23 protein-coding genes are annotated in these 23,156 nt (G+C 64.5%); 19 read left to right on the plus strand and 4 right to left on the minus strand.

From position 1 onward, the window contains the following. Positions 1–4: 4 nt before the first annotated feature. Together traD and PSH76_RS18210 are read left to right on the plus strand one after the other, a co-directional pair. Positions 5–2,191, plus strand: a complete 2,187-nt coding sequence (traD, locus tag PSH76_RS18205; protein ID WP_011871448.1) for a type IV conjugative transfer system coupling protein TraD — start codon at positions 5–7, stop codon at positions 2,189–2,191. Further along, the gene (locus PSH76_RS18210) at positions 2,188–2,937 is read left to right on the plus strand and encodes a TIGR03747 family integrating conjugative element membrane protein (protein WP_009876598.1); all 750 of its coding nucleotides are present in this window, start codon (positions 2,188–2,190) and stop codon (positions 2,935–2,937) included. Before traD ends, PSH76_RS18210 begins: the two co-directional genes overlap by 4 nt. A 29-nt stretch (positions 2,938–2,966) precedes the next feature. On the opposite strand, the gene PSH76_RS18215 is transcribed toward PSH76_RS18210, so the two are convergent. The 3 genes from PSH76_RS18215 to PSH76_RS18225 all read right to left on the minus strand — a co-directional run bounded on the left by PSH76_RS18215 (position 2,967) and on the right by PSH76_RS18225 (position 7,570). Beyond that, positions 2,967–5,591: an ATP-binding protein gene (locus PSH76_RS18215; protein ID WP_011871449.1), complete on the minus strand. Its 2,625-nt coding sequence runs from the start codon at positions 5,589–5,591 to the stop codon at positions 2,967–2,969. A 100-nt stretch (positions 5,592–5,691) separates the two neighbouring features. Further along, positions 5,692–6,744 (minus strand): DUF3800 domain-containing protein, encoded by a 1,053-nt coding sequence (locus PSH76_RS18220; RefSeq protein ID WP_011871450.1) that lies wholly within the window; start codon positions 6,742–6,744, stop codon positions 5,692–5,694. Between the two features lie 151 nt (positions 6,745–6,895). Next, positions 6,896–7,570 carry a hypothetical protein gene (locus PSH76_RS18225; protein ID WP_011871451.1) on the minus strand — a complete coding sequence of 225 codons (675 nt, stop codon included), beginning with the start codon at positions 7,568–7,570 and terminating at the stop codon, positions 6,896–6,898. A 104-nt stretch (positions 7,571–7,674) separates the two neighbouring features. Between PSH76_RS18225 and PSH76_RS18230 the strand changes: the two genes are divergently transcribed. From PSH76_RS18230 to PSH76_RS18310, 17 genes are all read left to right on the plus strand, one after another. After that, complete coding sequence (locus PSH76_RS18230; RefSeq protein ID WP_017514686.1) at positions 7,675–8,577, plus strand: bacteriophage abortive infection AbiH family protein; 903 nt, start codon at positions 7,675–7,677, stop codon at positions 8,575–8,577. Positions 8,578–8,713: 136 nt separating this feature from the next. Then, the gene (locus PSH76_RS18235; protein ID WP_009876602.1) at positions 8,714–9,094 is read left to right on the plus strand and encodes an RAQPRD family integrative conjugative element protein; all 381 of its coding nucleotides are present in this window, start codon (positions 8,714–8,716) and stop codon (positions 9,092–9,094) included. Then, positions 9,091–9,324 carry a TIGR03758 family integrating conjugative element protein gene (locus PSH76_RS18240; protein ID WP_009876603.1) on the plus strand — a complete coding sequence of 78 codons (234 nt, stop codon included), beginning with the start codon at positions 9,091–9,093 and terminating at the stop codon, positions 9,322–9,324. Before PSH76_RS18235 ends, PSH76_RS18240 begins: the two co-directional genes overlap by 4 nt. Positions 9,325–9,340: 16 nt before the next feature. Next, positions 9,341–9,700, plus strand: a complete 360-nt coding sequence (locus PSH76_RS18245) for a TIGR03745 family integrating conjugative element membrane protein (protein WP_009876604.1) — start codon at positions 9,341–9,343, stop codon at positions 9,698–9,700. A 12-nt stretch (positions 9,701–9,712) separates the two neighbouring features. Continuing rightward, complete coding sequence (locus PSH76_RS18250; protein WP_003158639.1) at positions 9,713–10,123, plus strand: TIGR03750 family conjugal transfer protein; 411 nt, start codon at positions 9,713–9,715, stop codon at positions 10,121–10,123. Further along, positions 10,120–10,809, plus strand: coding sequence for a PFL_4703 family integrating conjugative element protein (locus PSH76_RS18255; protein WP_009876605.1), 690 nt, complete (start codon positions 10,120–10,122; stop codon positions 10,807–10,809). Before PSH76_RS18250 ends, PSH76_RS18255 begins: the two co-directional genes overlap by 4 nt. Continuing rightward, positions 10,806–11,723 carry a TIGR03749 family integrating conjugative element protein gene (locus tag PSH76_RS18260; protein ID WP_009876606.1) on the plus strand — a complete coding sequence of 306 codons (918 nt, stop codon included), beginning with the start codon at positions 10,806–10,808 and terminating at the stop codon, positions 11,721–11,723. Before PSH76_RS18255 ends, PSH76_RS18260 begins: the two co-directional genes overlap by 4 nt. Then, the gene (locus PSH76_RS18265) at positions 11,713–13,143 is read left to right on the plus strand and encodes a TIGR03752 family integrating conjugative element protein (RefSeq protein ID WP_011871453.1); all 1,431 of its coding nucleotides are present in this window, start codon (positions 11,713–11,715) and stop codon (positions 13,141–13,143) included. Before PSH76_RS18260 ends, PSH76_RS18265 begins: the two co-directional genes overlap by 11 nt. Continuing rightward, positions 13,124–13,564, plus strand: coding sequence for a TIGR03751 family conjugal transfer lipoprotein (locus PSH76_RS18270; protein ID WP_003158644.1), 441 nt, complete (start codon positions 13,124–13,126; stop codon positions 13,562–13,564). Before PSH76_RS18265 ends, PSH76_RS18270 begins: the two co-directional genes overlap by 20 nt. Next, positions 13,564–16,446, plus strand: coding sequence for a conjugative transfer ATPase (locus PSH76_RS18275; RefSeq protein ID WP_009876609.1), 2,883 nt, complete (start codon positions 13,564–13,566; stop codon positions 16,444–16,446). Before PSH76_RS18270 ends, PSH76_RS18275 begins: the two co-directional genes overlap by 1 nt. A 13-nt stretch (positions 16,447–16,459) precedes the next feature. After that, positions 16,460–17,224, plus strand: a complete 765-nt coding sequence (locus PSH76_RS18280; RefSeq protein ID WP_011871455.1) for a DsbA family protein — start codon at positions 16,460–16,462, stop codon at positions 17,222–17,224. A gap of 184 nt (positions 17,225–17,408) precedes the next feature. Next, the gene (locus tag PSH76_RS18285) at positions 17,409–17,903 is read left to right on the plus strand and encodes a JAB domain-containing protein (RefSeq protein WP_009876611.1); all 495 of its coding nucleotides are present in this window, start codon (positions 17,409–17,411) and stop codon (positions 17,901–17,903) included. A gap of 158 nt (positions 17,904–18,061) precedes the next feature. Next, positions 18,062–18,508: a TIGR03757 family integrating conjugative element protein gene (locus tag PSH76_RS18290; RefSeq protein ID WP_011871456.1), complete on the plus strand. Its 447-nt coding sequence runs from the start codon at positions 18,062–18,064 to the stop codon at positions 18,506–18,508. Further along, positions 18,505–19,452, plus strand: a complete 948-nt coding sequence (locus tag PSH76_RS18295) for a TIGR03756 family integrating conjugative element protein (protein ID WP_009876613.1) — start codon at positions 18,505–18,507, stop codon at positions 19,450–19,452. Before PSH76_RS18290 ends, PSH76_RS18295 begins: the two co-directional genes overlap by 4 nt. Positions 19,453–19,521: 69 nt before the next feature. Further along, positions 19,522–20,859 carry an integrating conjugative element protein gene (locus PSH76_RS18300; protein WP_009876614.1) on the plus strand — a complete coding sequence of 446 codons (1,338 nt, stop codon included), beginning with the start codon at positions 19,522–19,524 and terminating at the stop codon, positions 20,857–20,859. Beyond that, positions 20,856–21,215 carry a hypothetical protein gene (locus PSH76_RS18305; protein ID WP_009876615.1) on the plus strand — a complete coding sequence of 120 codons (360 nt, stop codon included), beginning with the start codon at positions 20,856–20,858 and terminating at the stop codon, positions 21,213–21,215. The genes PSH76_RS18300 and PSH76_RS18305 overlap by 4 nt, the downstream gene beginning before the upstream one ends. A gap of 15 nt (positions 21,216–21,230) precedes the next feature. Next, a complete protein-coding gene (locus tag PSH76_RS18310; protein WP_009876616.1) occupies positions 21,231–22,748 on the plus strand; it encodes a conjugal transfer protein TraG N-terminal domain-containing protein in 1,518 nt (505 codons plus the stop codon). 13 nt (positions 22,749–22,761) lie between these two features. Here the strand turns inward: PSH76_RS18310 and PSH76_RS18315 are convergent, their stop codons facing one another. Then, positions 22,762–23,139, minus strand: a complete 378-nt coding sequence (locus PSH76_RS18315; RefSeq protein ID WP_011871459.1) for a DUF3742 family protein — start codon at positions 23,137–23,139, stop codon at positions 22,762–22,764. Between the last annotated feature and the right edge of the window lie 17 nt (positions 23,140–23,156).

Genomic DNA, 23,156 nt, shown 5'->3' on the forward strand with positions numbered 1-23,156 from the left:
AGCCATGTCGGGGAAACAGCCGGTCGAGGTTCTGCTTCGCCCAGCGGTGGAGCTATATACCGTCGCGGCGTGTGCAGGCGCCGCGTTTCTGTCCCTGGTGGCCCCGTGGTCGCTCGCGCTGAGCCCCGCCATGGGTGTCGGCAGCGCGCTGGCGTTCGGAGCCTATGGCGCGATCCGCTACCGCGATGCCCGCGTCATCCTGTGCTACCGGCGCAACATCCGTCGCCTGCCGCGCTACGTGATGACCAGCAAGGACGTGCCGGTCAGCCAGCAACGTCTGTTTGTGGGACGCGGCTTTCTGTGGGAGCAGAAACACACCCATAGGCTCATGCAGACGTACCGGCCAGAGTTTCGGCGCTACGTCGAGCCGACGCCGGCCTATCGGCTGGCCCGGCGCCTGGAGGAACGGCTGGAGTTCGCGCCGTTCCCGCTGTCCCGGCTATCGAAACTCACCGGCTGGGACGTGCCTTTCAATCCGGTGCGGCCGCTGCCGCCAGTGGGCGGCCTGCCGCGCCTGCACGGCATCGAACCCGACGAGGTGGACGTCAGCCTGCCGCTGGGTGAGCGCGTGGGCCACTCCTTGGTTTTGGGAACGACAAGGGTGGGCAAAACACGTTTGGCCGAACTCTTCGTCACTCAAGACATCCGCCGGAGGAACGCCGCGGGCGAACACGAGGTCGTGATCGTCATCGACCCCAAAGGAGATGCCGATCTCCTGAAGCGGATGTATGTCGAGGCCAAGCGCGCGGGCCGCGAAGGCGAGTTCTATGTCTTCCATTTGGGGTGGCCGGACATTTCGGCACGCTACAACGCCGTAGGCCGATTCGGTCGCATCTCGGAAGTCGCCACCCGCATCGCGGGGCAGCTCTCCGGCGAAGGCAACAGCGCAGCCTTCAGGGAATTCGCGTGGCGCTTCGTCAACATCATTGCCCGCGCCTTGGTGGAACTGGGGCAGCGCCCGGACTACATGCTGATCCAGCGGCACGTCATCAACATCGACGCGCTGTTCATCGAGTACGCCCAGCACTACTTCGCCAAGACCGAGCCCAAAGCCTGGGAGGTGATCGTCCAGATCGAGGCCAAGCTCAACGAGAAGAACATCCCGCGCAACATGATTGGGCGCGAGAAGCGCGTGGTGGCGCTGGAGCAGTACCTATCCCAGGCCCGTAACTACGACCCGGTGCTCGACGGCCTGCGCTCGGCGGTTCGCTACGACAAGACGTATTTCGACAAGATCGTCGCGTCTTTGCTGCCGCTGCTGGAGAAGCTCACCAGCGGGAAGATTTCCCAGCTTCTGGCGCCGAACTATTCCGACCTGGCCGACCCCCGCCCGATCTTCGATTGGATGCAGGTCATCCGAAAGCGCGCAGTCGTCTATGTGGGCCTGGACGCGCTATCCGATGCCGAGGTCGCCGCAGCGGTCGGCAACTCGATGTTCAGCGATCTCGTTTCGGTGGCAGGCCATATCTACAAGCACGGGATCGATGACGGCCTGCCGGGCGCATCGGCTGGCACGCGCGTGCCGATCAACGTCCACGCGGATGAATTCAATGAACTGATGGGTGACGAGTTCGTGCCGCTGATCAACAAAGGCGGCGGCGCCGGTCTGCAGGTCACCGCGTACACGCAGACGCTTTCGGACATCGAGGCCCGTATCGGGAACCGCGCCAAAGCGGGTCAAGTGATTGGCAATTTCAACAATCTGTTCATGCTGAGGGTCAGGGAGACGGCCACCGCCGAACTGCTGACCCGGCAATTGCCGAAGGTCGAGGTCTATACGACCACCATCGTCTCCGGCGCGACCGACAGCTCGGACATCCGCGGCGCGACGGACTTCACCAGCAACACGCAGGACCGCATCAGCATGTCCAGCGTGCCGATGATCGAGCCGTCGCACGTCGTCGCCTTACCCAAGGGCCAATGTTTCGCATTGTTGCAGGGCGGCCAGCTTTGGAAGGTTCGCATGCCGCTGCCGGCACCGGACCCCGATGAGGTCATGCCGCAGGATCTGCAACAACTGGCGGGCTACATGCGCCAGAGCTACAGCGAGGCCACGCAGTGGTGGGAGTTCACCAGTTCCCCGGCGTTGCAGGACGGGGCCTTGCCCGACGACCTGTTGGATGATGCCGCTGCGGCCGAACCTGGCCCGGTGGCCACCGACGACAGCGCCGGCAATGAGGCCTCGCCATGAAGGATGCCGCCTCGACCGCGCAGCGGGAGCAGAACCAGCGCCAAGGCCTGATCGTCGGCACCATCACCTTGCCGTTCCGGCTGCTGGGGGTGCTGATCGGCTCGCTGCTGTTCTCCATTGTCGTGGAGTGCGTCGGAATGCACCTGTTCTGGAAGGACGAGGGCTGGCGACACTCCCAGCAGATGTTGCAGTACGAGTTGGGGCACCTGTCCAACCACTTCACGCGCAGCGTGGTCGTGCAGGAACCGGGGCGCACGGCGCACGAGCTGGTGGATACCGGATACGAATGGGTGTTCGTGCGCTCGGGCTTGCTGGAGCGCATGAGCCAGACCGCCGAGCGCGCCCGTGCACCCAGCCACGGGCAGACACGCAACTTTCGCTACTACATCAGCCAGGCCTATGTCTGGACCGAGAGCTACCTGATCGCCGCAGCCTTCACGACGCTGACCTTCCTTGTGCGCCTGCTGGTCCTGGTGCTCACGTTGCCGCTGATCCTCACCGCGGCATTCGTCGGCCTGATCGACGGCCTAGTGCGGAGGGACGTGCGCCGGTTCGGCGCGGGCCGCGAATCGGGCTTCATCTACCACCGCGCGAAAGCAAGCCTGATGCCGCTGGCCGTTCTGCCCTGGGTCACGTACCTGGCCTTGCCGATCTCGGTGCATCCACTGCTGATTCTGCTGCCGAGCGCCGCCTTGCTGGGGCTGGCCGTGAGCCTGACCGCGGGCAGCTTCAAGAAATACCTTTAGGCGAATGCTGTCCCGCGTGGCTGTAGTGCTCATCGGTTCTGCAGAACATCTAACGCAGCGTCCAACGCCGTAATCGATTCGACAATGACTCTCACTAAGGAGCGGTCGAACTCGTGGTCTCGCTGGGAATCGTGGACACCGCTGTTGAGACACCCCCATTCAATGCTTCCTGCACCAACACCAAGCAGCCGGGTCAAAGCGACAACGACGTCTGGCGCGCCAGCATGCTGCGCGGAGATGCGATCGACGGCTGATCTCAACTTTGCGCATTTGTTGTTCAATTCCCAGGGGGAGCGTGGCCCGCCTAGCTTGAGTTCGATGCGCCCATCTGCTCGCCGGCCCAGCCAAGTCCAGAGACGGTCAGTCAGACTCTCCAGCGCGGGCCGCGCCTGGCGCAGCGCCTCACGCTTCTCATCGGCTGCCAACGCCTGCTGGGCCAACAGGACGTAGTTCTTCGTCGGTGGATCGCTGTCAACGCGCAGCTCATGCTCGCCCTGGTGCGGGAGGAACTTGTAGCGCTTGATGGACCCGGCCCGCCGGGCGCCCAATTCCTGCTGGATCCGGTGCAGAAACTCCTCGGCGTGTGAGGTGAGGATGACCTGCTTGCCGACGAGCAAGCCATCCTCGAAGAAGGTACGCCAGATTCCGTCACGATGGTCATCGTCGATCGCGTTGACGACGTCATCGAAAATGACCACGGGGCACCCCTGCGCGATGTTCTTCGCCAGCAGAATCGCCAGACCCAGGCACTTGATATGCCCTTCGCTGAAGACCACCAGCGCGTCATAGCGCACGCCAGGCTCACCGGTGAACTCTACTTCGATCTTGCCGTTTTCGGCGACAGGCAGCCACAACGCGTGCAAGAGGTCGCCAGGCGGATCAGCACGATTGAATGCGTTGTACAGATTGCGTGCCTGTTCTCCGAGGCCCTGGAGCAGCACGCCCGGCAATGCGGCCAAGTAGGCTTGGATTTCGGGCAAGAAGCCGTCGTAGGCGGCCTTGACCCGCAGGTGGTGCGCGACTACCGGCACTTCGGTTGCGACCGACTCGATCAACTCACGGTTCGCCTCGTCAAATTGGGCCACGGTCTGGCGGGCAGCGGCCATTTCTTGGTCGGCTGTCATGCGTATGGTCCGCAGCCGTTCGATCTCCAGCCGGTGCTGGTCCAGTGCGTCCCGCTCCCGGGCCAGCGCCCCGCGCAGGGCATGCGCTTCGCGGGCTTGCGCGTCGGCGCGCTCGATGATTTCCGTGACCTGCAGCAGAGCGTTCCAGGCACGCCGGTCGCCATCGACCCATGCGCCAAGCCAGGCGCCTGTCGAGGTAGGCGGCAATGGAGGCAGGCCTGCTGCCTGCAACTGTGCAGGACAAGCGTTTGCGCCAACCGCGACTACCCGACGCATCTCGTCCCACAGCGCCCGCACCGCCTCGCTCAACTGCGTCCGTAGGCCGGCTTCCTGCTGCTGGAGGGTGGCCAACTGCGCGAGCTGCTCCAGGCCCGTGCGGGCCTTGGCGAAAGGATCCTGTGCGACAGCAGCCAATCCGGTTCCGCATGCGGGACAGGTGGTCGCCCCGTCAGTCAAGGCCAGCACAGCCTCGTAGAGCTTAGCGTACGACACTTCCCCAGCACGCGCCGAAAGCTGTCCGGTGGCCGCCTGCCACAGGCCTTGAAGGTGATAAGCCTCATCCAGCAGCGTCTGCAGCCGCGCTTGGCTCACCTCATGAACGGCAGGTGGGACGGCAACCAGTTGCGCCTGGACGTACGGCAGCCGCCCTTGCTGCTCCGGTGTGCCGAGCAGCCAGTCAACGCAAGCCTGGTACGTCGCGCCGGGCGACATTCGTTGCGCCAGCGCTTGCTCGGAGTTCTCCACCGCCGCGATCTTTTGCGGATAAGCAGCGATCGTCTGTTCAGAGTTCGCCAACTGCAAGCGCCGCTGCGCGAGTTGAGTAGCCTGGGCGCCGACGAGCATCAGGTCTTGGTCGAGCGCGGGATTGAAGCCGCGCACGAAGTCGCTGAACTGATCCACGCCAAACAAGGTAGCGATGAGCTGCCGCTGATCGCCCGGAGTACGCGCCGCGATGCGGGCGAAGTCATCGAGGCGGTTCTTTTCGATGAAGCAGAAGCGGTACTCCGCTTCGTTGGGCTGCACAGCCTGGGCCTGGTCTGGTGCTCCGGAAGACAGGACGGGCGCGACATGGCGACGCAACCGGGCATTGTTGCAGTATGTCCGTTGGTCGACCCGCTTGACTTGGGCCTCGCTGATGGAGCCGAGCATCGCCACTTCCAGCGCCTCGCAGAAGCTGCTCTTGCCGGTACCGTTGGCGCCATAGACCAAAGTGATGTCGTGGCTGAGGTCGAATGTCTCTTGCCGCATGAATCCGCGAAACGGTCCCACCTCAAGCTGGCGCAGGCGCCCCAGCGCCGGCCCGACTTCGGGTCCGTGGCCATCTCCCTGGTACGCGACCGGCATCTGCGCCAAATGGGCGACGGCCAGTGGCGCCATGCGGGTGGAGCGTCCACGGCGCGCTGCACCAACTTCAGCCAGAGGTTGCAGGTGATCAAGCACCAGATGCGCGAGCCGGCACACGTCGTCATGCACCTGGCGTTGCGCCAAGTGCGCCAAGAAGCGGTGGTACTCCGAATGAATGCTTGCCATGCAGCCCCCTCTACACAGGAAGACGCTTCGATGGCGTCCTTGATGATGTTGATCGGTCGCCAGCGCAGTAGGCACAGGCGGGTCATGCTTCCATTCGCTATTACGGTTTGTGGAAGTTCTCAGCAAAATAGTCGATGACCTGCCCCGCTTGGGATCCCTGACGGAAACGCTTTTGCTCCTCGAAGTCGATCGAGGGCAGCATATGGATCAGTTGATGATCGGCGTACAGCGCCATGACCTTCTCGGCATCCAGTACCCCGGCGCGTTGTCCGGTAAGCGTATTCGCCGCTTCGATGGCCGCGCCGATCATCACGTCCGCCACTTGCACTGCAGGACTGTGCTTTGAATCGATCTGAGTCACGGACTGAAGCTTGAGCGGAAAGGTGATGCTGGCGATCTCCGATTGACGAAACGTGATCGGTTTCTCATGGCGGATGTACCGCTGCAGCAGGTCGTGATAAGTGAGCAGGTTCTTGGACTGATCGTGCTCGACCCGATACGGGCCGTCAGCCATGATTTCCATCCGACTGACCAGGGACTGCAGCACCACGAAAGCAGCATCGGTGTTGACGCCCGGCGTGACGATCGCCTTCAGGCATTCAGGGGCAGCGAACTGCGCAAGCGGGCCAAGCGCTTCCGGCAGTTCCCACCAGCGCGATGCGCACGCCGCATCGATCAGGTTCCCAAGCGCCTCCGAGCTCTTTTCCTTCACCGCGCGCTGGAAGCTGACCAACAGCCGGTCGAGCGCGCCTTTGCCGAGGAGCGTCGGTCCAACCGTATACAGCAGCGACGCAAGCGAGTAGTTCTGCCCGTCTTCGTAGAAGTCCATGCCGCGCTCGTAGTAGAACGGCTCGACCGCGTAGTCCAGGAACATCAGCAGCAACAGGTAGCGCTTGTCGCAGACGTAGGTCACGCACTTGTGGTCGGTTAGCAAGTCGCGCTGCAGCGCCATCAGACGGGGGTGATTGGCTGGGCGCCGAGCCAACGCCCGGTACTTGAGTTCGTCCGCCTGAAGCTTGGGAAAGTGCTCCCGGATCAGGCGCCCGGCCTCGTCATCCTCAATGGCGATGGCCGTCGCTCCTTGGAACCGCTGCTCAGGGTTCATCAGGTCAAAGCCGGTATAACCACTTTCATCGATCCGGAAGCATTCCATTCAACTCTTCCCCTGGACAATGGACACTCCGATCCTGTCGGCCAATTCGAGCACGGCATCGTAGGCACCGACGTCGTTGTGCGAAGGCTCAGACGCGGCCGAGGATGGTTCACTAGGTGGCTCGCCATCGGCGGGCAGATTGGCGCATCGCTTAGTCATGGGTCATTTCAAGAATTTCATCCACAGCGGCCGCAATGACACGGTCCGGTGCCGAAGCGAGTAGATCCTGGGGACGATTTCCACCCAGGAAGCTGTTTTCGGAGCGGAACCAATAAGCCATGCCCCAGCCGTCTTTGTGTCCTTCGAAGGTTTCAATCACTTTGGCCAGCGATTTCAGTGGACGGAAACCAGCGTCACGATCCAGCCCGTAGTCCGGAAAGTAATCGATGCCACCGTGGTTGATAGCGAAGATTTGGCGTTGCTTCTTCCACTTATTGGGCTGAGCGCTCGGGTTCCGGGTGCTCAGTTCCGCGAGTTGTGCGATGTTCGCGGCGGTCAACCAGTCTCCACTTTCCAACACCGCCTTACGCGCCTGCACCAGCAGGCTCGCTTCCTTGAGCAGCCGGGGCGACAGCGGATTGCGCGGCACGAGCATTTCTGCCAGCCGTTCGAGCGATTCGCGGTCCTGACGTTCAAGCAGCACCTCGAACATGGATGAAGCGACGTTGGTGAAGTTTTCCGCCAATGCCGCGAAAACACTGGGCTTGATGTGGTCGAACGCCACCACCAGCACGTGGTCAGCCTGCGACCGAGCGAGTTGAGCCTGAATCTCTTTGGGCGTACCCACAAGGGTCGACACGCCGAGACGGTCTGCAACGACGCTCATGACTGACTCCTCAAATGGGTTATTTACGCTATTTGATATTACTATATCGACCATAACCTTCAATGCCCAGACACTTCGGATTCTTGGGACCTAAGGAGCACACCGTGCACCCCACCACGCTTTATGTAGTCGGCAATGGATTCGACCTGTGGCACGGCATTCCATCGGGCCTCGGACAGTTCAAGGAGTATGTCCTGGCCACAGACCGGGACATTCATCGCGAGGTCGAGGACTACCTTCCAGCCGGAGACGACTGGTGCGACTTGGAATTAGCCCTGGCTGAACTGGATGCCGATATGCTGGTCGACAACTTGGGGCACTTCATGGGGGCCTATGGTGCCGAGGACTGGAGTGATTCAGGGCACCACGACTTTCAGTACGAGGTGGGGAACGTCGTCGAGCGACTGTCCAAGGGGCTTCGGACGCGCTTTGCCGAATGGATCCGAGACTTGCCCATCCCGACACACGACACCGCCCCGCGACGGCTTGCGACGCTGGATCCACAGGCGCTGTTCCTGACCTTCAACTACACGAGCACGTTGGACACTCTCTATGGCATCGATCTGGCACGTGTTCTGCACATCCACGGCCGATCCGATGCGGCAGACGATGAGTTGGTCTTGGGCCACGCCTGGAATCCCCAATCCCGCCCCTCGCTCAACGACCGTCCGGATATCGAGGAGATCGATACCCGGGTGGCTGAAGCCAACGACATCATCGACGACTACTTCTCAGCCACCTTCAAGCGTTCCGAGGAACTGATCGCCCAGCATAGGACGTTTTTTCAGGCGTTGGGAGCCATCCAGAAGGTCGTCGTGCTTGGCCACTCTCTGTCCCCCGTGGATGCGATCTACTTCCAGGCGCTCCTTCAGCAGCCCAGCGTTGCCGCGGCGCGATGGACAGTCGCATGCCGCAGCAAACAAGAGTGGCCTGATAAGGAACAACGGCTCGTCGCCCTGGGTTTGTGGCCGGGTGCTGGACAGCCATCTTCTTGGGACGCACTGTAGAACAAAGCGTCGTTCGCTCCTGTATTTGCGGATCGCTGCGCACCTAATCCGGTCGGCCCCAGTTCCTATTGTTTGTGGCCTAAAGCAGCCCTGATCTCCACGATCAAGCCATTGCTGATTTCACAGGAATGGCGCGATGTTGGCTCCGATCTGGCTGCGCGCCGCGCATCGCGGCGTGCCCACTTTTCTCGTGACGGCCCTCCTGCTGGGCCAGTCCCCGATGGCGTTGGCCGAGCCCCCCACGCAGCGCCAGGAACTGGTCGCGGCGCTGCGCCAGCTCGACGCGCTGGAGCGCACCGTCGCCGACAGCGCCGCGCATGCCCCCATCCAGCCGGGAGAGCGCTACCACTTCGATTACCCGCGGCTGCTGGCTGACCTAGCGCGCGTGCGCGCCGGTATCCAGGCCCACCTCTCACCTTCGCGTGCCCAGCCGCGCGACCCCTCCGAACTGGCCGGCGACTACCGCACTGAGCGGGCCGTCGAGCCATCGCCGACGACCGCGGAGGTCAAGCCATGAACGGCGCCCAGGTCTCGGCATTTCAAGCCAACAGCGGCATCGCGCCTTCCGCGATGGCGACCGTCTTGGTCGGCGTCGTGTTCGCGGTCCTGCTCGTCTGGGGCGTCTGGGCCATCCGAACGGCCTACGTGGGGTGGTCCGAGAGCCACCTCAACCAGCGCCAGTTCCTCGGCGTCTGCATCCGCTTCGTCGCGATGTACCTCGTCCTGAGTTTCTTCCTCCTCTCCTGACCTGAAAGGCCTGACCATGCAAAACCGCATCCTCACTTCCCGTTTTGTCCAGCGCGCCACCGTGGCTCTGGGCGCCGCCGCGCTGCCCGCGCTGTCGTTCGCGCAGGGGTTGCCGCAACTGGAGAACCCGACCCGCGGCACGGGCAACGGCATCATGGAAACGATCAGGAACTACGGCTACGACATCATCATGCTCGTGGCCCTGCTGGTTGTGGCGTCGATGTTCATTGGCGTGTGCTACCACGCCTACGGCACCTACGCGGAAATCCACACTGGTCGCAAAACCTGGGGCCAATTCGGCCTCACGGTCGCCATCGGCGCGGTGCTGCTCGTGATCGGCATCTGGCTGCTCACCGAAGCCACCGGCATCCTGTAAGGCGAGGCCGGTATGTCCGAGCAGCAGCACGTCCGTGCTGACGGGACGGTCACGTTCCTTCCGCACCGGCTCAACCGCCATCCCGTTGTCGTGCGCGGCCTCACCGCCGACGAGCTGTGGATCTGCTGCGGCCTGTCCGGCGCCGCCGGCCTGCTGGTCGGTGCGCCGCTGTCCTGGGTGTTCCGCACGATCGCGCTCGCGCCCACGTTCGTCGTGCTGGGCGTGGCCTTCGGCGTGTTCATCGGGGGCGGCATCCTGCGTCGCCTCAAGCGTGGGCGTCCCGACACCTGGCTGTATCGGCAACTCCAGTGGCGCATCGCCACGCGCTATCCGCTGGTGGCGGGCTGGGTGGGCGGCCATGTGCTGATCTCACGCTCCGGCTTCTGGACCACCCGAAGGTCTGCTGCAAGGGGGGCACGATGAGCCGCTTCAAGAACGAGATCACCCATCTGCAGGCGCACATCAAGACGCTTCGCCTGGGTGCTGGCGCGCTGGTCATCGTCGCCCTGGTCATGGGCGGCGGCTGGTGGAGCGCTCCGCGCGACCTGACCATCCACGTCCCGCCTGATCTGCGCTCCGGCAGTACCCGCAAGTGGTGGGAAGTGCCGCCCGAATCGGTCTATGCGTTCACGTTCTACGTGTTTCAGACCCTCAACCGCTGGCCGACGAATGGCGAAGAGGACTATGCGCGTAATCTCCACACGCTCTCGCCGTACCTCACCCCATCCTGCCAGGCCTTCCTGCGGGCGGACTACGACTATCGCCGCTCCACGGGCGAGCTGCGTCAGCGCGTGCGCGGCATCTACGAAATCCCCGGTCGCGGCTACGGTGACGACCCCACGGCGCGCGTGCGCGTGGTGTCCGACCGCGACTGGGTGGTGACGCTGGACATCACCGCAGACGAGTACTACGGGGCGGAACAAGTCAAGCGGGCTTTGGTGCGCTACCCCGTGAAAGTCACGCGGGTGGACATCGATCCCGCTCGCAATCCGTTTGGCCTGGCGCTCGACTGCTACGAGGGTGCGCCCCAGCGCATCAGCACACCGGAGCCGTCGCGCCCGGCACCTGGCGGCCTGTCTCCGCAAGCGCCTCAAGGAGAAACCCCATGAAGCACCTTGTACTCGCACTGCTGGGGCTGCTGGCCGTCGCCTCGGCTCCTTTTGCCCAGGCCGTGGAGATCCTTCGCTGGGAACGCATGCCCCTGGCCGTGCCCCTGCGTGTCGGGCAGGAGCGCGTCGTGTTTATCAACCGGAACGTCCGCGTGGGCGTGCCCGCGGGCGTCGGCGAGCGCTTGCGGGTGCAGAGTGCGGGCGGCGCGGTGTACCTGCGCGCGAGCGAGCCGATCGAGCCCACACGGCTGCAATTGCAGGATGCCGACACGGGCGCGCTGATTCTGCTCGATATCGCGGCCGAGCCGGCCAAGGACGGCGAAGCCGAGTTGGAGCCGGTGCGCATCGTCGAGGGCGACAGCGCCCCGACGCGCTATGGCGATCAAGCCGACGGAGCAGACGACGCCCCGGCGCGCGCCCAGGACCAGGCAGGCGCGCGGGCAGCGCGGCGTGAAACCCCGGTTCCGGTCGTGCTGACGCGCTTCGCCGCGCAGAACCTCTACGCACCGCTGCGCACCGTGGAGCCGCTGCCGGGCGTCATGCGGGTGAACCTGCGCCGCGATCTCGACCTCGGCACGCTGGTGCCGACGCTGCCGGTGCGCGCAGTTGCGCTCGCCTCGTGGCGTCTGGAAGACCAGTGGGTCACAGCCGTGCGCCTCACCAATAGCAGCGGCGGCTGGATCACCCTGGACCCGCGCGTGTTGCAGGGCGATTTCCTCACCGCCACCTTCCAGCACGAAGCACTCGGCCCGCGCGGGACGCCAGAGGACACGACCGTCCTGTACTTGGTGACGCGGGGGCACGGCCTCGCGCAATCGCTGCTGCCGGCGATCAACCGCTTCGACCCAGCCGTGCATCTGCCGCAGCCCGAAGCCGAGGCCACCGACGACAAGGAGGCCCGCCATGCGCAGTAACGGACTCCTGAAGTGGTTAATGATCCCCGTGGCCCTGCTGGTGCTGTTCGTCGCCATCCGGCTGTTTTCGGGTGGAGGCTCGTCGGCGCCGCCCGCTGCGGATGCCGGCGCCAAGCTCACGCCGGAGGAGATGAAGGCGCTGGGCATCGAGGGCGATACCCCCCGCGATACCGTGGCGACGCTCGTGGCGCAAGTGAAGCAGTTGCGCACCGAACTGCAGACGGCGCTGTCCGACAACAAGTCCCAGCGCGAAGAGAACCAGCGCCTGCGCCAACGCGAGAACTCGATCGACCAGCGCATCAATTCGGCGCTGGAGACCGAGCGCTCCAACCTGCGCCGCGACCAGCAGCAGGCAGCCAGCGAACGCCAGCAGACCGAGGGACTGCTCGCCGACCTGCAGCGGCGCCTGGAAGGCATCGGCGGGCGCGGCGGCGGCCACGCCGATCTACCCGTGGGCCTGGGGCTGCGTAACGGCGACGAGGCAGGCATGGAAGGCGGCGTGCGCTGGGTCGAGCCGGACGACGCGAAGCCCGCTGATGGGCGTAACGGCAGTCGCGGCACGGGTGGCGGCATGAGCTTTCCGACGAGCTTCGGCCCCGCGCAGAGCACGCTGGAAACCACGGCACAAACCGTGGCGAACGCGGGCGCCCGCGCCGCAGGCGTCAAGAGCGCCAAGCCGGTCTATACGGTGCCGACCAACTCGACGCTGATGGGATCGGTGGCAATGACGGCGCTGATCGGCCGCGTGCCGATCGACGGTACGGTCAACGATCCGTATCCGTTCAAAGTCCTGGTCGGTCCCGACAATCTCACGGCAAACGGTATCGACATTCCCGACGTGGCGGGCGCCGTGTTTTCCGGCACGGCCTCGGGCGACTGGACGCTCTCTTGCGTGCGCGGCCAGGTGCGCAGCATCACCTTTGTGTTCCATGACGGGACCATTCGGACGATTCCCGAAGACCGCGACGGCAACCAGCAGAACAACCAGCAGCAGAACTCTCAAAGTGGGGGCCTGGGCTGGATCAGCGATCCCTATGGCATTCCCTGCGTCAGCGGAGAGCGGCGCAGCAACGCCCAGCAGTACCTCGGTTCGCAGGCGCTGATCACCGCGGCGGGTGCTGGCGTGGCCTCGCTCATCGACAGCGACAGCGGTCAGATGTCCTACGTGGGCGCAGACGGTTCCATCGGCAGCGTCGGCATTTCCAGCAACGAGGCCGTAGGTCGCATCCTGGCCGGTGGCGTGCGCGACATGGCCGATTGGGTGAACAAGTTGTACGGCCAGGCCTTCGCCGCCGTCTATGTCCAACCCGGCGCAAAGGTCGCCGTCCACCTCGAAAAGCCGCTCGCCATCGATTTCGATCCCGAAGGTCGCAAGGTCGATCACCGTGCAGGAGAAAGCCATGCTCTCGAACTTGAATAAGGGCCTGGCGCTGGCCCTTGCCGTCGCGGTGCTCGGCGGCTGCGCCACCAGCAAGGAAAAGCTGCTGCCCCACGGCGACAGCACGATGATGGACATCTGGCAGCAGAACGCCGGTGACGGCGGCGGTGGCGCCGGCCAGGTGGCACGCAGGCAATTGCTCGACGCGCGCCAGAGCCTGCGCCGGCCGCTGACCGAGATGGATGTACAGGCCGCGCCCGCCGAGCAGATGCGCTACACGCGCACAGCGCGCAACGAGGTCTATCGCCAGTTCCAGCGCCTGCCGAATCCCGACCTGGTGATGTACGTGTACCCGCACCTGGCAGGCACGGACCCGGTGCCCGTGCCGGGCTATACGACGGTTTTTCCCTTGTACCAGCGCGTGCAGTACGCCATGCCGGGCGAGCGCGTGGAGGACTACTGATGCGCTGGAAACTCCCCTGGCACAAGTCGGCCGCGCCGAAGCTGGCCGCATCCGGCGCAGGCGATGACGAGCGGCCGGAGGGCTGGCAACGCCACGTCGAGGCCTTGCGCCAGGCCGGCATCCCAGAACCCGGCACGGCGGTCCATGGCCGCAGGCCGGCGACCGTGGCCGACGAGCAGGCGCTGTACGACGTCGCGCCGTCGTTCGCGGAATTCCTGCCCTGGGTGGAGTTCCTGCCCGATTCGAAGTCCATGCTGCTGGAAGACGGGCAATCGGTCGCGGCATTCTACGAGCTGGTGCCGCTGGGCACCGAGGGCCGGGAACCCGGCTGGCTCGCGCATGCCCGCGACGCCTTGGAGAACGCGCTCCAGGACTCGTTCGATGAACTGGACGAGAACCCCTGGGTACTCCAGCTCTACGCCCAGGACGAACCCAGCTTCGACCAGTACATGCAGACCCTGCGCGACTACGTGCAGCCGCGCGCCCGCAATACGGCTTTCACCGAGTTCTACCTTCGCTTCTTCGGACACCACCTGCGCGCGGTAGCGAAGCCGGGCGGGCTGTTCGAGGACACGGTGGTCACGCGGCTGCGTTGGCGCGGCCAGACGCGGCGCGTGCGCATGGTCGTCTATCGCCGGGCCACCGGGCAGGCGAGCCGCCGCGGCCAGACGCCCGAGCAGATGCTGAACATCGTCTGTGATCGCCTGTGTGGCGGGCTGGCGAACGCCGGCATCCAGGCCCGGCGCATGGTCGCGGCCGACGTCCATGACTGGCTACTGCGGTGGTTTAACCCGCGTCCCACGCTGCTCGGCCCTGGGGTCGAGGACCGCGAACGCTTCTATGCGCTGGCACGCTACCCCGACGAGACAGAAGACGGTGAGATCGAGCTGGCGAGCGGACGGGATTTCAGCCAGCGGCTTTTCTTCAGCCAGCCACGTTCGGACGCGGAGCACGGCACCTGGCACTTCGACGGCATGCCGCATCGTGTGCTGGTCACTGACCGGCTGCGCATGCCGCCCGGCACGGGGCATTTGACTGGCGAAACTCGCAAAGGCGATGCGATCAATACGCTGTTCGATCAGATGCCCGAGGACACGACGATGTGTCTGACCATGGTGGCGACCCCCCAGGACATCCTCGAATCGCACCTGAACCACCTGGCGAAGAAGGCAGTCGGCGAAACACTGGCATCGGAACAGACGCTCAAGGATGTGCAGGAGGCCCGCTCGCTGATCGGCAGCGCGCACAAGCTGTACCGGGGAACACTGGCGTTCTATTTGCGCGGCCGGGATGAAGCCGAACTGGACCGGCGCGGCCTTGATCTGGCGAACGTGATGCTTAACGCCGGTTTGCAGCCCGTGCGCGAGGACGATGAAGTCGCGCCTTTGAACAGTTATCTGCGCTGGCTGCCGTGCTGCTACAACCCGAGCCAGGATCGACGGAACTGGTTCACCCAACTGATGTTCGCCCAGCACGTGGCGAACCTCTCACCGGCCTGGGGCCGCAGCCAGGGCACGGGCCATCCGGGTAATACGTTCTTCAATCGAGGCGGCGGGCCGATCACCTTTGACCCGCTCAACCGCCTGGATCGGCAGATGAACGCGCACCTGTTCCTGTTCGGCCCCACCGGCTCCGGCAAAAGCGCAACGCTCAACAACCTCTTGAACCAGGTCACGGCCATCTACCGGCCGCGCCTCTTCATCGTGGAAGCCGGCAACAGCTTCGGCTTGTTCAGCGATTTCGCCAAGCGCCTGGGCCTGACTGTGAACCGGGTCAAGCTGGCCCCTGGCTCGGGCATCAGCCTGGCGCCGTTCGCCGACGCGCGTCGGCTGATCGAAACGCCGAGCGACGTGCAGACGCTGGATGCCGATGTGCTGGACGAGGACATGCCACCCGATGCATCGGCCATGGAAGCGGACGAGCAGCGCGACGTACTCGGCGAGTTGGAAATCACCGCACGGCTGATGATCACCGGCGGCGAGGATAAAGAAGAGGCCCGGATGACGCGGGCCGATCGCTCGCTCATCCGCCAGTGCATCCTCGACGCCGCCGAGCATTGCGTGGCCGAGAAGCGCACGGTGCTCACGCGCGACGTGCGCAACGCGCTGCGCGAGCGCGGCCAGGACCCAACGCTGCCAGAGATGCGGCGCGTGCGGCTGCTGGAGATGGCAGATGCCATGGACATGTTCTGTCAAGGCACCGATGGCGAAATGTTCGACCGCGACGGCACGCCGTGGCCCGAGGCCGACATCACCCTGGTCGATCTGGCGACCTATGCCCGCGAAGGCTACAACGCGCAGCTTTCCATCGCCTACATCAGCCTGATCAGCACGGTGAACAACATCGCCGAGCGCGACCAGTACCTGGGCCGCCCGATCATCAACGTGACCGATGAAGGGCACATCATCACCAAGAACCCGCTGCTCGCGCCCTACGTCGTGAAGATCACGAAGATGTGGCGCAAGTTGGGTGCCTGGTTTTGGCTCGCGACGCAGAATATCGACGATCTGCCGCGCGCCGCGGAACCCATGCTCAACATGATCGAGTGGTGGATCTGCCTGTCGATGCCGCCGGACGAGGTAGAGAAGATCGCCCGGTTCCGCGAACTCTCGCCCGCGCAGAAAGCGCTGATGCTTTCGGCGCGCAAAGAGGCGGGGAAATTCACCGAGGGCGTCATCCTCTCCAAGAGCATGGAAGTGCTGTTCCGCGCCGTGCCGCCGAGCCTGTACCTCGCGCTCGCGCAAACCGAACCCGAAGAGAAGGCAGAGCGCTACCAGCTCATGCAGCAATACGGCTGCACCGAGCTGGAAGCAGCTTTCAAGGTCGCCGAGAAGATCGACCAGGCACGCGGCATCGAGTCGCCGGCCTTGGAACTGTCGTAAGCCGGAGAACACCATGGAGCAGAAGCGTCCTTCCATTCCGATACAAGTCCAGGCGTTCCGCCGTCGCCACAGGCGGCCCCGCTGGCCTTGGGCCTTGACTGCTGCGCTGGTCGCGCTGCTGCTGATCTGGCTCGTGTCCCGGTCGCCCGGCGAATCCTCATCGCAGTCGCCCACGCCGGCTAGCACGGCGCAGATGGCCGGGCCGCCCTGGAAAATGGGCAACCCCGAGGGCCGTTTCACACTGACGCTCTATGCCGATCTGGAATGTCCGTTCTGCCGGGAGTACTTCCCGCAGCTCAAGCGCTGGGTCGGCAGCAACGCCGACGTGACCCTGCAATGGCATCACCAGCCGCTGGCTGCGCACGAGCCGGCCGCGTTGGCCGAGGCGCGTCTGGTCGAGTGCGTCGCCGAAGCCGGCGGGCATGCTGCCTTCTGGCGAGCCGTCGAGTGGGTCTATGCCCACACGCGCAGCGACGGCCTGGGACTGCCCGATGGCCTGCGCTACCCCGAATCGACGCCGGCCGTCGAGCAGTGCATGGCAAGCGAGCGGGTCGACGCGGCCATCCGCGCCCAGGCCGCGGAAGCCACGAAAAGCGGCGTGACGGCCACGCCGTCGCTGCGCCTGCTCGATCGCCAGACGGGTCAGTCCATCCTGCTGCAGGGACCGATCGAAGGCGATGCCTTGCTGTCGGCCATGGACATGCTGTCCGCTGATGAACCACCCGCCACACCCGCCACCGAAATGCCTGCCGACGTTGTCGGCGACATGCCCAGGTAGCCCGCGGTCCTTGAGGCTACGGCGCAGTCTTCTGCGCTGACCGCTCCCCGTTCGCTCCGCATCCTGGCCGCGAACAATCACCTCTGCGTGGTGGTGGATGCACCTTGTTCCGTTGTTCTCATCCCCAGGAGGGCTTGCCCTCCCAGGGCGTGCGCCCTCTGATCTCATCATCCGGAGGTTCGCCATGTCTCTCGTCGTCAATGACTCCTGCGTGGAGTCGCTTTCCGCTGTCGCAGCCCAGCGTGAGGACTGGATCATCCAGCAGGCTATCGCGCTGCTGGAGAGACGGATCTTCAAAGTCGGACCGTGCCTCAGCCGACCGGCCGCCGTGCGGGACTACCTGCGTCTAAAACTGGTCGCTGAGCCCAACGAGGTATTCGCAATCGTTTTCCTGGACAGCATGCACCAAGTGTTGGCCTACGAGCCGATGTTCAGGGGCACGATCAATTCGACTGCGGTCTATCCCCGTGTCGTCGTGCAGCGTGTATTGGAGCTGAAAGCCGCCGCAGTGGTCTTCGCGCACCAGCACCCCTCGGGTGTCACTGAGCCGTCGAGCGCCGATCGTGCGCTGACCCAGCAACTGCAGGCAGCGCTGGCGCTGATCGATGTTCGGGTACTGGATCACATCATCGTTGGCCAGGGGATTCCGTACTCCTTCGCGGAGCACAGCTTGCTGTAGCGCATCGTTCATTGATCACAACGGGGGCTTCGGCCTCCGTTTCTTCCTTGCCCCGAAGCAAGCAGGTATGCGGGGTGTCCGCGATGCGCATTGTTTGTGGGGGCTGCACCGGATTCGGCGTTTGACTATGGCCCTGATCAACTTCCGGGGCACGTGTCATGCCAGCATCTTTTCCCAGGTTCGCGCCAAGCTGGCGAGCCCTTGGCCTGGCCGTTGCACTGCCGGTGTCCTTGGGTGTCTTTAGTCCGGCCACATTCGCTGCCGATGTGCTGGTCATCACCGACAGCCGCCATCCGGTCAAGACCATGGGCGGCGAGCGGCTGATCGAGCTGGACGAAGCGCACCGGATCGAAGCGGAGCTTTCTGCGGAACTGCCCGCCGAACCCGAGCAGGCGACCGCCATCGTCAAGCGCCGACTGAACAGCGGCGGCACCGATCTCCAACGCCGCATCGCTTCCGCCTACCAGGGCGTCACCGACGCGTGGAGCCTGGGCATCACCAGCATCCCGGCCGTCGTGGTGGATCAACGCTACGTCGTCTATGGCGAACCGGATGTGGCCCGCGCAGTCGCTCGCATCGAGCAGCACTGGAGGGCCCAGCCGTGACCCGCCCATTCGACCTGATGCGCCGCCTGCGTGCTGGCGTGGCGTCCGTTCTGCTGCTCAGCGCCACGGGCAGCTACGCGCTCAACACCGCAACCATCGTCGGCTCGGTGGCATCGCCAGACTGCCTCGAATACCGCGTCGTCGGGATCTGCTACTGGCTCTACTGCACCTGGACGGGCTGTACGGTACGCACGTCCATCAAGGTCCGCCACTACATCCCCGATGCGATCGTCTCCAGCTACAGCAACACCGGCGAAAACCCCTGGATCGAAGTCCGGCCGATGAGCACGCCCAACCCATCCGCCCAAACCGGCGGGGACGGAACGACGAACGAGGACCACGAAAACAACCTCGCCAAGTTCAAGAACGCGGACGTCATCGGGCACCCGGGCGTCGAGGTGTTCAACCAGTTCGTGTCGTCCTCGGGCTACTTCTGCGAGGGTGCGGGCACGGCGTTCATGCCGTACTTGCTCGGCACCCTGGACACGCTGGCCTGGCGCTACAACGTGCCCGAGATGGCCTACCCGGAGGCGCTAATTCCCGGCATGCGTGAGGTCGGTGCACGCACCACGATGAACCTCTGGGGCAACGTGTATCCCCGCGGGGGTTTCCTGCACCAGACCGACGACCACAAGGCCAGTGCAGTGGTGGCCCAGCGCGCAGGCGATGTCGTCACGCGCCGGGGACAGATCCACGTTTATCAGCCGCTGCTCGCCAACTCCCGCGATGGCTACTGGCCGGCTGGCGCGCTCATGGAGAGCGATGCCTCGACGGGCAAGTGGCAGGAACTCACGCCAGTCCTGTCCTCGTCCTGCTCGGTCTTCCCGCGCAGCGGCGCCCTGACACAGGCCCGGCAAGGCGATTACGCCTGGGCGCTGTGGCGGCCCTATGCGTGCTGCGAACGCCGGGGCCAGGTGTTTCTCGGCAGCGTCGATTTCCTCTGAGGTGGTGCCATGAAGTTCCGTCCTGCATTCAATCCGTTCTCCCGCCGGGTACGTCGCACGAGGATCGTCATGGCGGTGGCCGGTGCGCTCGCGCTGACGAGCGGTGTGGCCTGGAGCCAACTGGGCTACCAGACCGGCGGCAGTGTCATCGGCGATGACGTCATGTACTCGATCGGCGGCGGAAACGCCGTGTCGATGGGACGTGCGGCTGGCATGCGCTCTCTCGGGGTCGGCGTGGGCTGGAACAGCAACTTGATCTGCGGTGACATGAGCATCCAGACCACGTTGAAGAATCAGCTCAACGGCGTCACCAACGGCTTCCAGCAAATCATGTCATCGGTGATCCAAAGCGCCACCAGCGCGGTGGCGTCGTTGCCGGCACTGATCATTCAGCGGGCCGATCCCGGCCTCTACAACCTGCTCACCAATGGCGTGTTGCAGGCACGGCTCGATTTCGACCGCTCCAAGCTGACGTGCCGTGCCATGGCGGAGAGGATGGCCGAGACGGCGGGCGGGCAGCTCGGCTGGAGCCAGATGGCAGAAGGCTTGGCGCTGCGCGATGCGGTGTCGAGCACGGATGCGGTCTCGGCCGTCGAGCAGGCCGAGACGCGCCGCGGCAATGACGGTGTGCCGTGGGTCGGGGGCAGCAACGCGGGAGGCTCCGGCCAGCCCGCGATCAAGGTCGTCGGCGATGTCACCCGCGCCGGCTACAACCTGGTCAACGGCCGCGGCGTGACCGATACATCGTCCATCGCACCGACCAGTTGCAGCAGTCTCTCGTGCCAGACCTGGACCTCGCCGCAGGCCGCCGTCGAGTGGGCCACGCGCGTACTCGGCGAGAAGGAACAGCGCACTTGCGATGCCTGCACCAAGACCGAGACGACGCCCGGCGTAGGGCTGACGCCGTTGATCCAAGAAGAATACGACGCCAAGCTGCAGGCGCTCCAGGATCTGGTGTCCAAGGCGAAGAACACGACGCCCGAGAACCTGCGCGAGGCTGGCAGTGCATCGCTGCCCATCACCCGCGGCGTGATCGAGGCGCTGCGTGACGAGCCGGACCAGCACCTGCTGTCGCAGCGCCTGGCGTCCGAGGTCGCGCTGTCCTCCGTGCTGGAGAAGGCGCTGTTGCTACAGCGCACGCTGCTCACGGGCAAGAAAGAGCCCAACGTCGCGGCCAACGAGCTTGCGGTGGAGGCCGTGAACAAGGAGAGCGATACGCTCGACCGCGAGATCCAGAACCTCAAAACGGAACTGGAACTGCGCCGCGAGCTGGCCAACAACTCGCCGATGGCCATCATTCAGCGCCATAGCACGCGCGCTTCGGGTTCGCGCGGCATCTACGAGGGCGATCCGGTGCCCGACCGTCTCGACCAACTCCAGAAGGGCAATCCGGGAGGTCGGCCATGAGCGAGGCTCGCATGACTTGGCGTCCACTACGCTGGCTGTTCAGCCGGCACGCGGCGAAAACCCTGCTATGGCTTGTGCTGGTCGTGGCCGCCGCCGTAGGGGCCAACGTCGCGGGCATCTACCTGGTCGGCAGTGTCGCGGCCTGGGAGCGGTGGCTGGCGGCGTCCGCAGGGTATTTCTTCATCTGGCGACTGTGCCTGTACGGCGGTACGGCCTATGGATGGGTCTGGATGCGCCGTCGGCTGCTGGCCCGCGAAGACAGCACGCAGGCGCGACGTCGGCTGATCCGCGCAGAGGTCGCCGGCGTCCTTGCCATTGTGGCGCTCGAAGCCAGCCTGTTGATGCAGGCCGCTTGAGGGGAGATCGAGGCAATGACGCTTTTCACGACCGACTACCTGGAGTACTACCTCACCCTCGTGTCCTGGATCGTCAACAACGGCATCTGGGCCGTGCTGGTGTCCAGCGGGGTGTTTGCGCTGCCCTTTGTGGCGATCGTCATCCAGGAATGGCTCAAGGCCAGAGCGGAGGGCGCCGACGAAGGCAACAAGGGCGTGCTCTCGGCGGCGCGCATCGAGAACCGAGTATTTGTGGCCATCGTGGTCGTGATGTTCGCCGGCATTCCGTTCATCGACGTCGACCTCAGCACTATCCAGTACGACAGCTCGCGCTCGGCGCAGTGCCAGGTCAGCGTGCCGCAGCCCGCGCAAACTGGCTGGTCGCAGTCCTTCAGCACCATCAACAACCAGTCGGCGAAGGTTCCGGTCTGGTGGGCTTTCATGCACGCGCTTTCGCGCGCCGTCACGAGCGCCTCGGTGGCTGCGATCCCGTGCGGCACGGATCTGCGGCAGATGCGGATGGAGATCGATGCCACACGCATCGACGACCCGGTGCTGGCCCAAGAAGTGGCGGATTTCACGCACGATTGCTATGGACCGGCTCGCGCCAAATTGTTCATGGCGCGGCCGGAGCTGGACGAAACGCAGATGAACGATGTGACCTGGATCGGTTCGAGGTTTTTCACGGACACGGGCGGTTACTACGACAGCTACCGCTCTAGCACGGCGCGCGAGGCATGGCCCTATGACGACACCCGCGACGCTGGGCTTGCGCAGGTTGCCAATGGTGGCGGCTACCCGACCTGCAGGCAGTGGTGGTCCGACGGCAGTAACGGACTGCGCGCGCGGCTGCTGGGGCAAGTGGACCCAAGCCTGCTGAATCGCCTGGCGGGCTGGGCTGGATTCCTGAGCCGGGCCGAGGTGGACGACTCCGTGATCCGCGCCATCGCGTCACCGCGGCAGCAGAAATTGAACCAAGGCAGCGTCTATACGGACTACGGCGGTCAGATCGACAAGACATTGCCCAATGTCGTCAACCGTGCCACCAGCGATGTTGGCTTGGCGGTTGGGGCTCTCGCCGCCTTCCCGGCAATGGACGTAGTGCGCCAAGCACTGCCCATGGTGCTCGCGCTGCTCAAGATGGCGCTCGTGATCTGCATTCCGCTAGTGCTGGTCGTGGGCACCTATGACCTGAAGATGGTCGTCACCGTCAGCACCGTCCAGTTCGCGCTGTTCTTCACGGACTTCTGGTTTCAGCTCGCACGCTGGATCGACAGCACCATCCTCGATGCGCTCTACGGGTGGGGCTTTGGCTGGAACCGGCCGCATACCAACTTCGACCCGCTGGTGGGGCTGAACAATGCCTTCGGCGACATGCTTTTGATGTTCGTCACCGGCACGATGTTCTTGGTCCTGCCGACTTTCTGGGTGGCAGCGCTTGGGTGGGTCGGAGTAAAAGCCGGGGTAATCGCTCAGAACCTGGCTGTCGGTTCCAAGGAAGCACGCGACAGCGCGGGATCAGGCGTAAACAAGGTTACCGGCAAGGTGCTTTGATCGGTCGCCCATTTCAGTCGTTGAACGGATCGTTCGGGTCGTGCGGGTCGATCCGCTGACCGCTGGACGAATACAGGCCAAAGCCTGCCTCGCCGTTTCGCAGTTCGTCCGGTTGCGTCCAGCGATCATCATTGACCGTCGAATTGCTGGCCGTCCATGCTGCGGCAACCCCAACCAGAAGCACCAACGCCAGCCAGAACGCGGCGTAGAACAGCAATCCCAGCGCGACCAGCTTCACTACCCATACGAGCACGGTGGCCCCGGCAAGCGGCATCCCCTTGGAGGCGAGCCAACACGACAACCTTCGCTCGCCGCGCGCATAGGCGCGCCATCCACGGCCAACGCTGCGGCCGAGGCGTTCTGCGGTGCTGATGCGGGTTGTCGTGTTCATGGTCGTCTCCTGCTACA

Source organism: Pseudomonas sp. FP215 (assembly GCF_030687795.1).
Classification (GTDB): Bacteria; Pseudomonadota; Gammaproteobacteria; order Pseudomonadales; family Pseudomonadaceae; genus Aquipseudomonas; species Aquipseudomonas salmasensis.

Excerpts from the sequence above, each read along its gene's own strand:
- PSH76_RS18305 (WP_009876615.1), top strand. The coding sequence starts at position 20,856 with ATGAGCGAGGCTCGCATGACTTGGCGTCCACTACGCTGGCTGTTCAGC.
- PSH76_RS18255 (WP_009876605.1), top strand. The coding sequence starts at position 10,120 with ATGAGCCGCTTCAAGAACGAGATCACCCATCTGCAGGCGCACATCAAG.
- PSH76_RS18240 (WP_009876603.1), top strand. The coding sequence starts at position 9,091 with ATGAACGGCGCCCAGGTCTCGGCATTTCAAGCCAACAGCGGCATCGCG.
- PSH76_RS18315 (WP_011871459.1), bottom strand. The coding sequence starts at position 23,139 with ATGAACACGACAACCCGCATCAGCACCGCAGAACGCCTCGGCCGCAGC.
- PSH76_RS18270 (WP_003158644.1), top strand. The coding sequence starts at position 13,124 with ATGCTCTCGAACTTGAATAAGGGCCTGGCGCTGGCCCTTGCCGTCGCG.
- PSH76_RS18220 (WP_011871450.1), bottom strand. The coding sequence starts at position 6,744 with ATGGAATGCTTCCGGATCGATGAAAGTGGTTATACCGGCTTTGACCTG.
- PSH76_RS18225 (WP_011871451.1), bottom strand. The coding sequence starts at position 7,570 with ATGAGCGTCGTTGCAGACCGTCTCGGCGTGTCGACCCTTGTGGGTACG.
- PSH76_RS18215 (WP_011871449.1), bottom strand. The coding sequence starts at position 5,591 with ATGGCAAGCATTCATTCGGAGTACCACCGCTTCTTGGCGCACTTGGCG.
- traD (WP_011871448.1), top strand. The coding sequence starts at position 5 with ATGTCGGGGAAACAGCCGGTCGAGGTTCTGCTTCGCCCAGCGGTGGAG.
- PSH76_RS18275 (WP_009876609.1), top strand. The coding sequence starts at position 13,564 with ATGCGCTGGAAACTCCCCTGGCACAAGTCGGCCGCGCCGAAGCTGGCC.
- PSH76_RS18210 (WP_009876598.1), top strand. The coding sequence starts at position 2,188 with ATGAAGGATGCCGCCTCGACCGCGCAGCGGGAGCAGAACCAGCGCCAA.
- PSH76_RS18265 (WP_011871453.1), top strand. The coding sequence starts at position 11,713 with ATGCGCAGTAACGGACTCCTGAAGTGGTTAATGATCCCCGTGGCCCTG.
- PSH76_RS18290 (WP_011871456.1), top strand. The coding sequence starts at position 18,062 with ATGCCAGCATCTTTTCCCAGGTTCGCGCCAAGCTGGCGAGCCCTTGGC.
- PSH76_RS18310 (WP_009876616.1), top strand. The coding sequence starts at position 21,231 with ATGACGCTTTTCACGACCGACTACCTGGAGTACTACCTCACCCTCGTG.
- PSH76_RS18235 (WP_009876602.1), top strand. The coding sequence starts at position 8,714 with ATGTTGGCTCCGATCTGGCTGCGCGCCGCGCATCGCGGCGTGCCCACT.
- PSH76_RS18245 (WP_009876604.1), top strand. The coding sequence starts at position 9,341 with ATGCAAAACCGCATCCTCACTTCCCGTTTTGTCCAGCGCGCCACCGTG.
- PSH76_RS18250 (WP_003158639.1), top strand. The coding sequence starts at position 9,713 with ATGTCCGAGCAGCAGCACGTCCGTGCTGACGGGACGGTCACGTTCCTT.
- PSH76_RS18285 (WP_009876611.1), top strand. The coding sequence starts at position 17,409 with ATGTCTCTCGTCGTCAATGACTCCTGCGTGGAGTCGCTTTCCGCTGTC.
- PSH76_RS18280 (WP_011871455.1), top strand. The coding sequence starts at position 16,460 with ATGGAGCAGAAGCGTCCTTCCATTCCGATACAAGTCCAGGCGTTCCGC.
- PSH76_RS18260 (WP_009876606.1), top strand. The coding sequence starts at position 10,806 with ATGAAGCACCTTGTACTCGCACTGCTGGGGCTGCTGGCCGTCGCCTCG.
- PSH76_RS18300 (WP_009876614.1), top strand. The coding sequence starts at position 19,522 with ATGGCGGTGGCCGGTGCGCTCGCGCTGACGAGCGGTGTGGCCTGGAGC.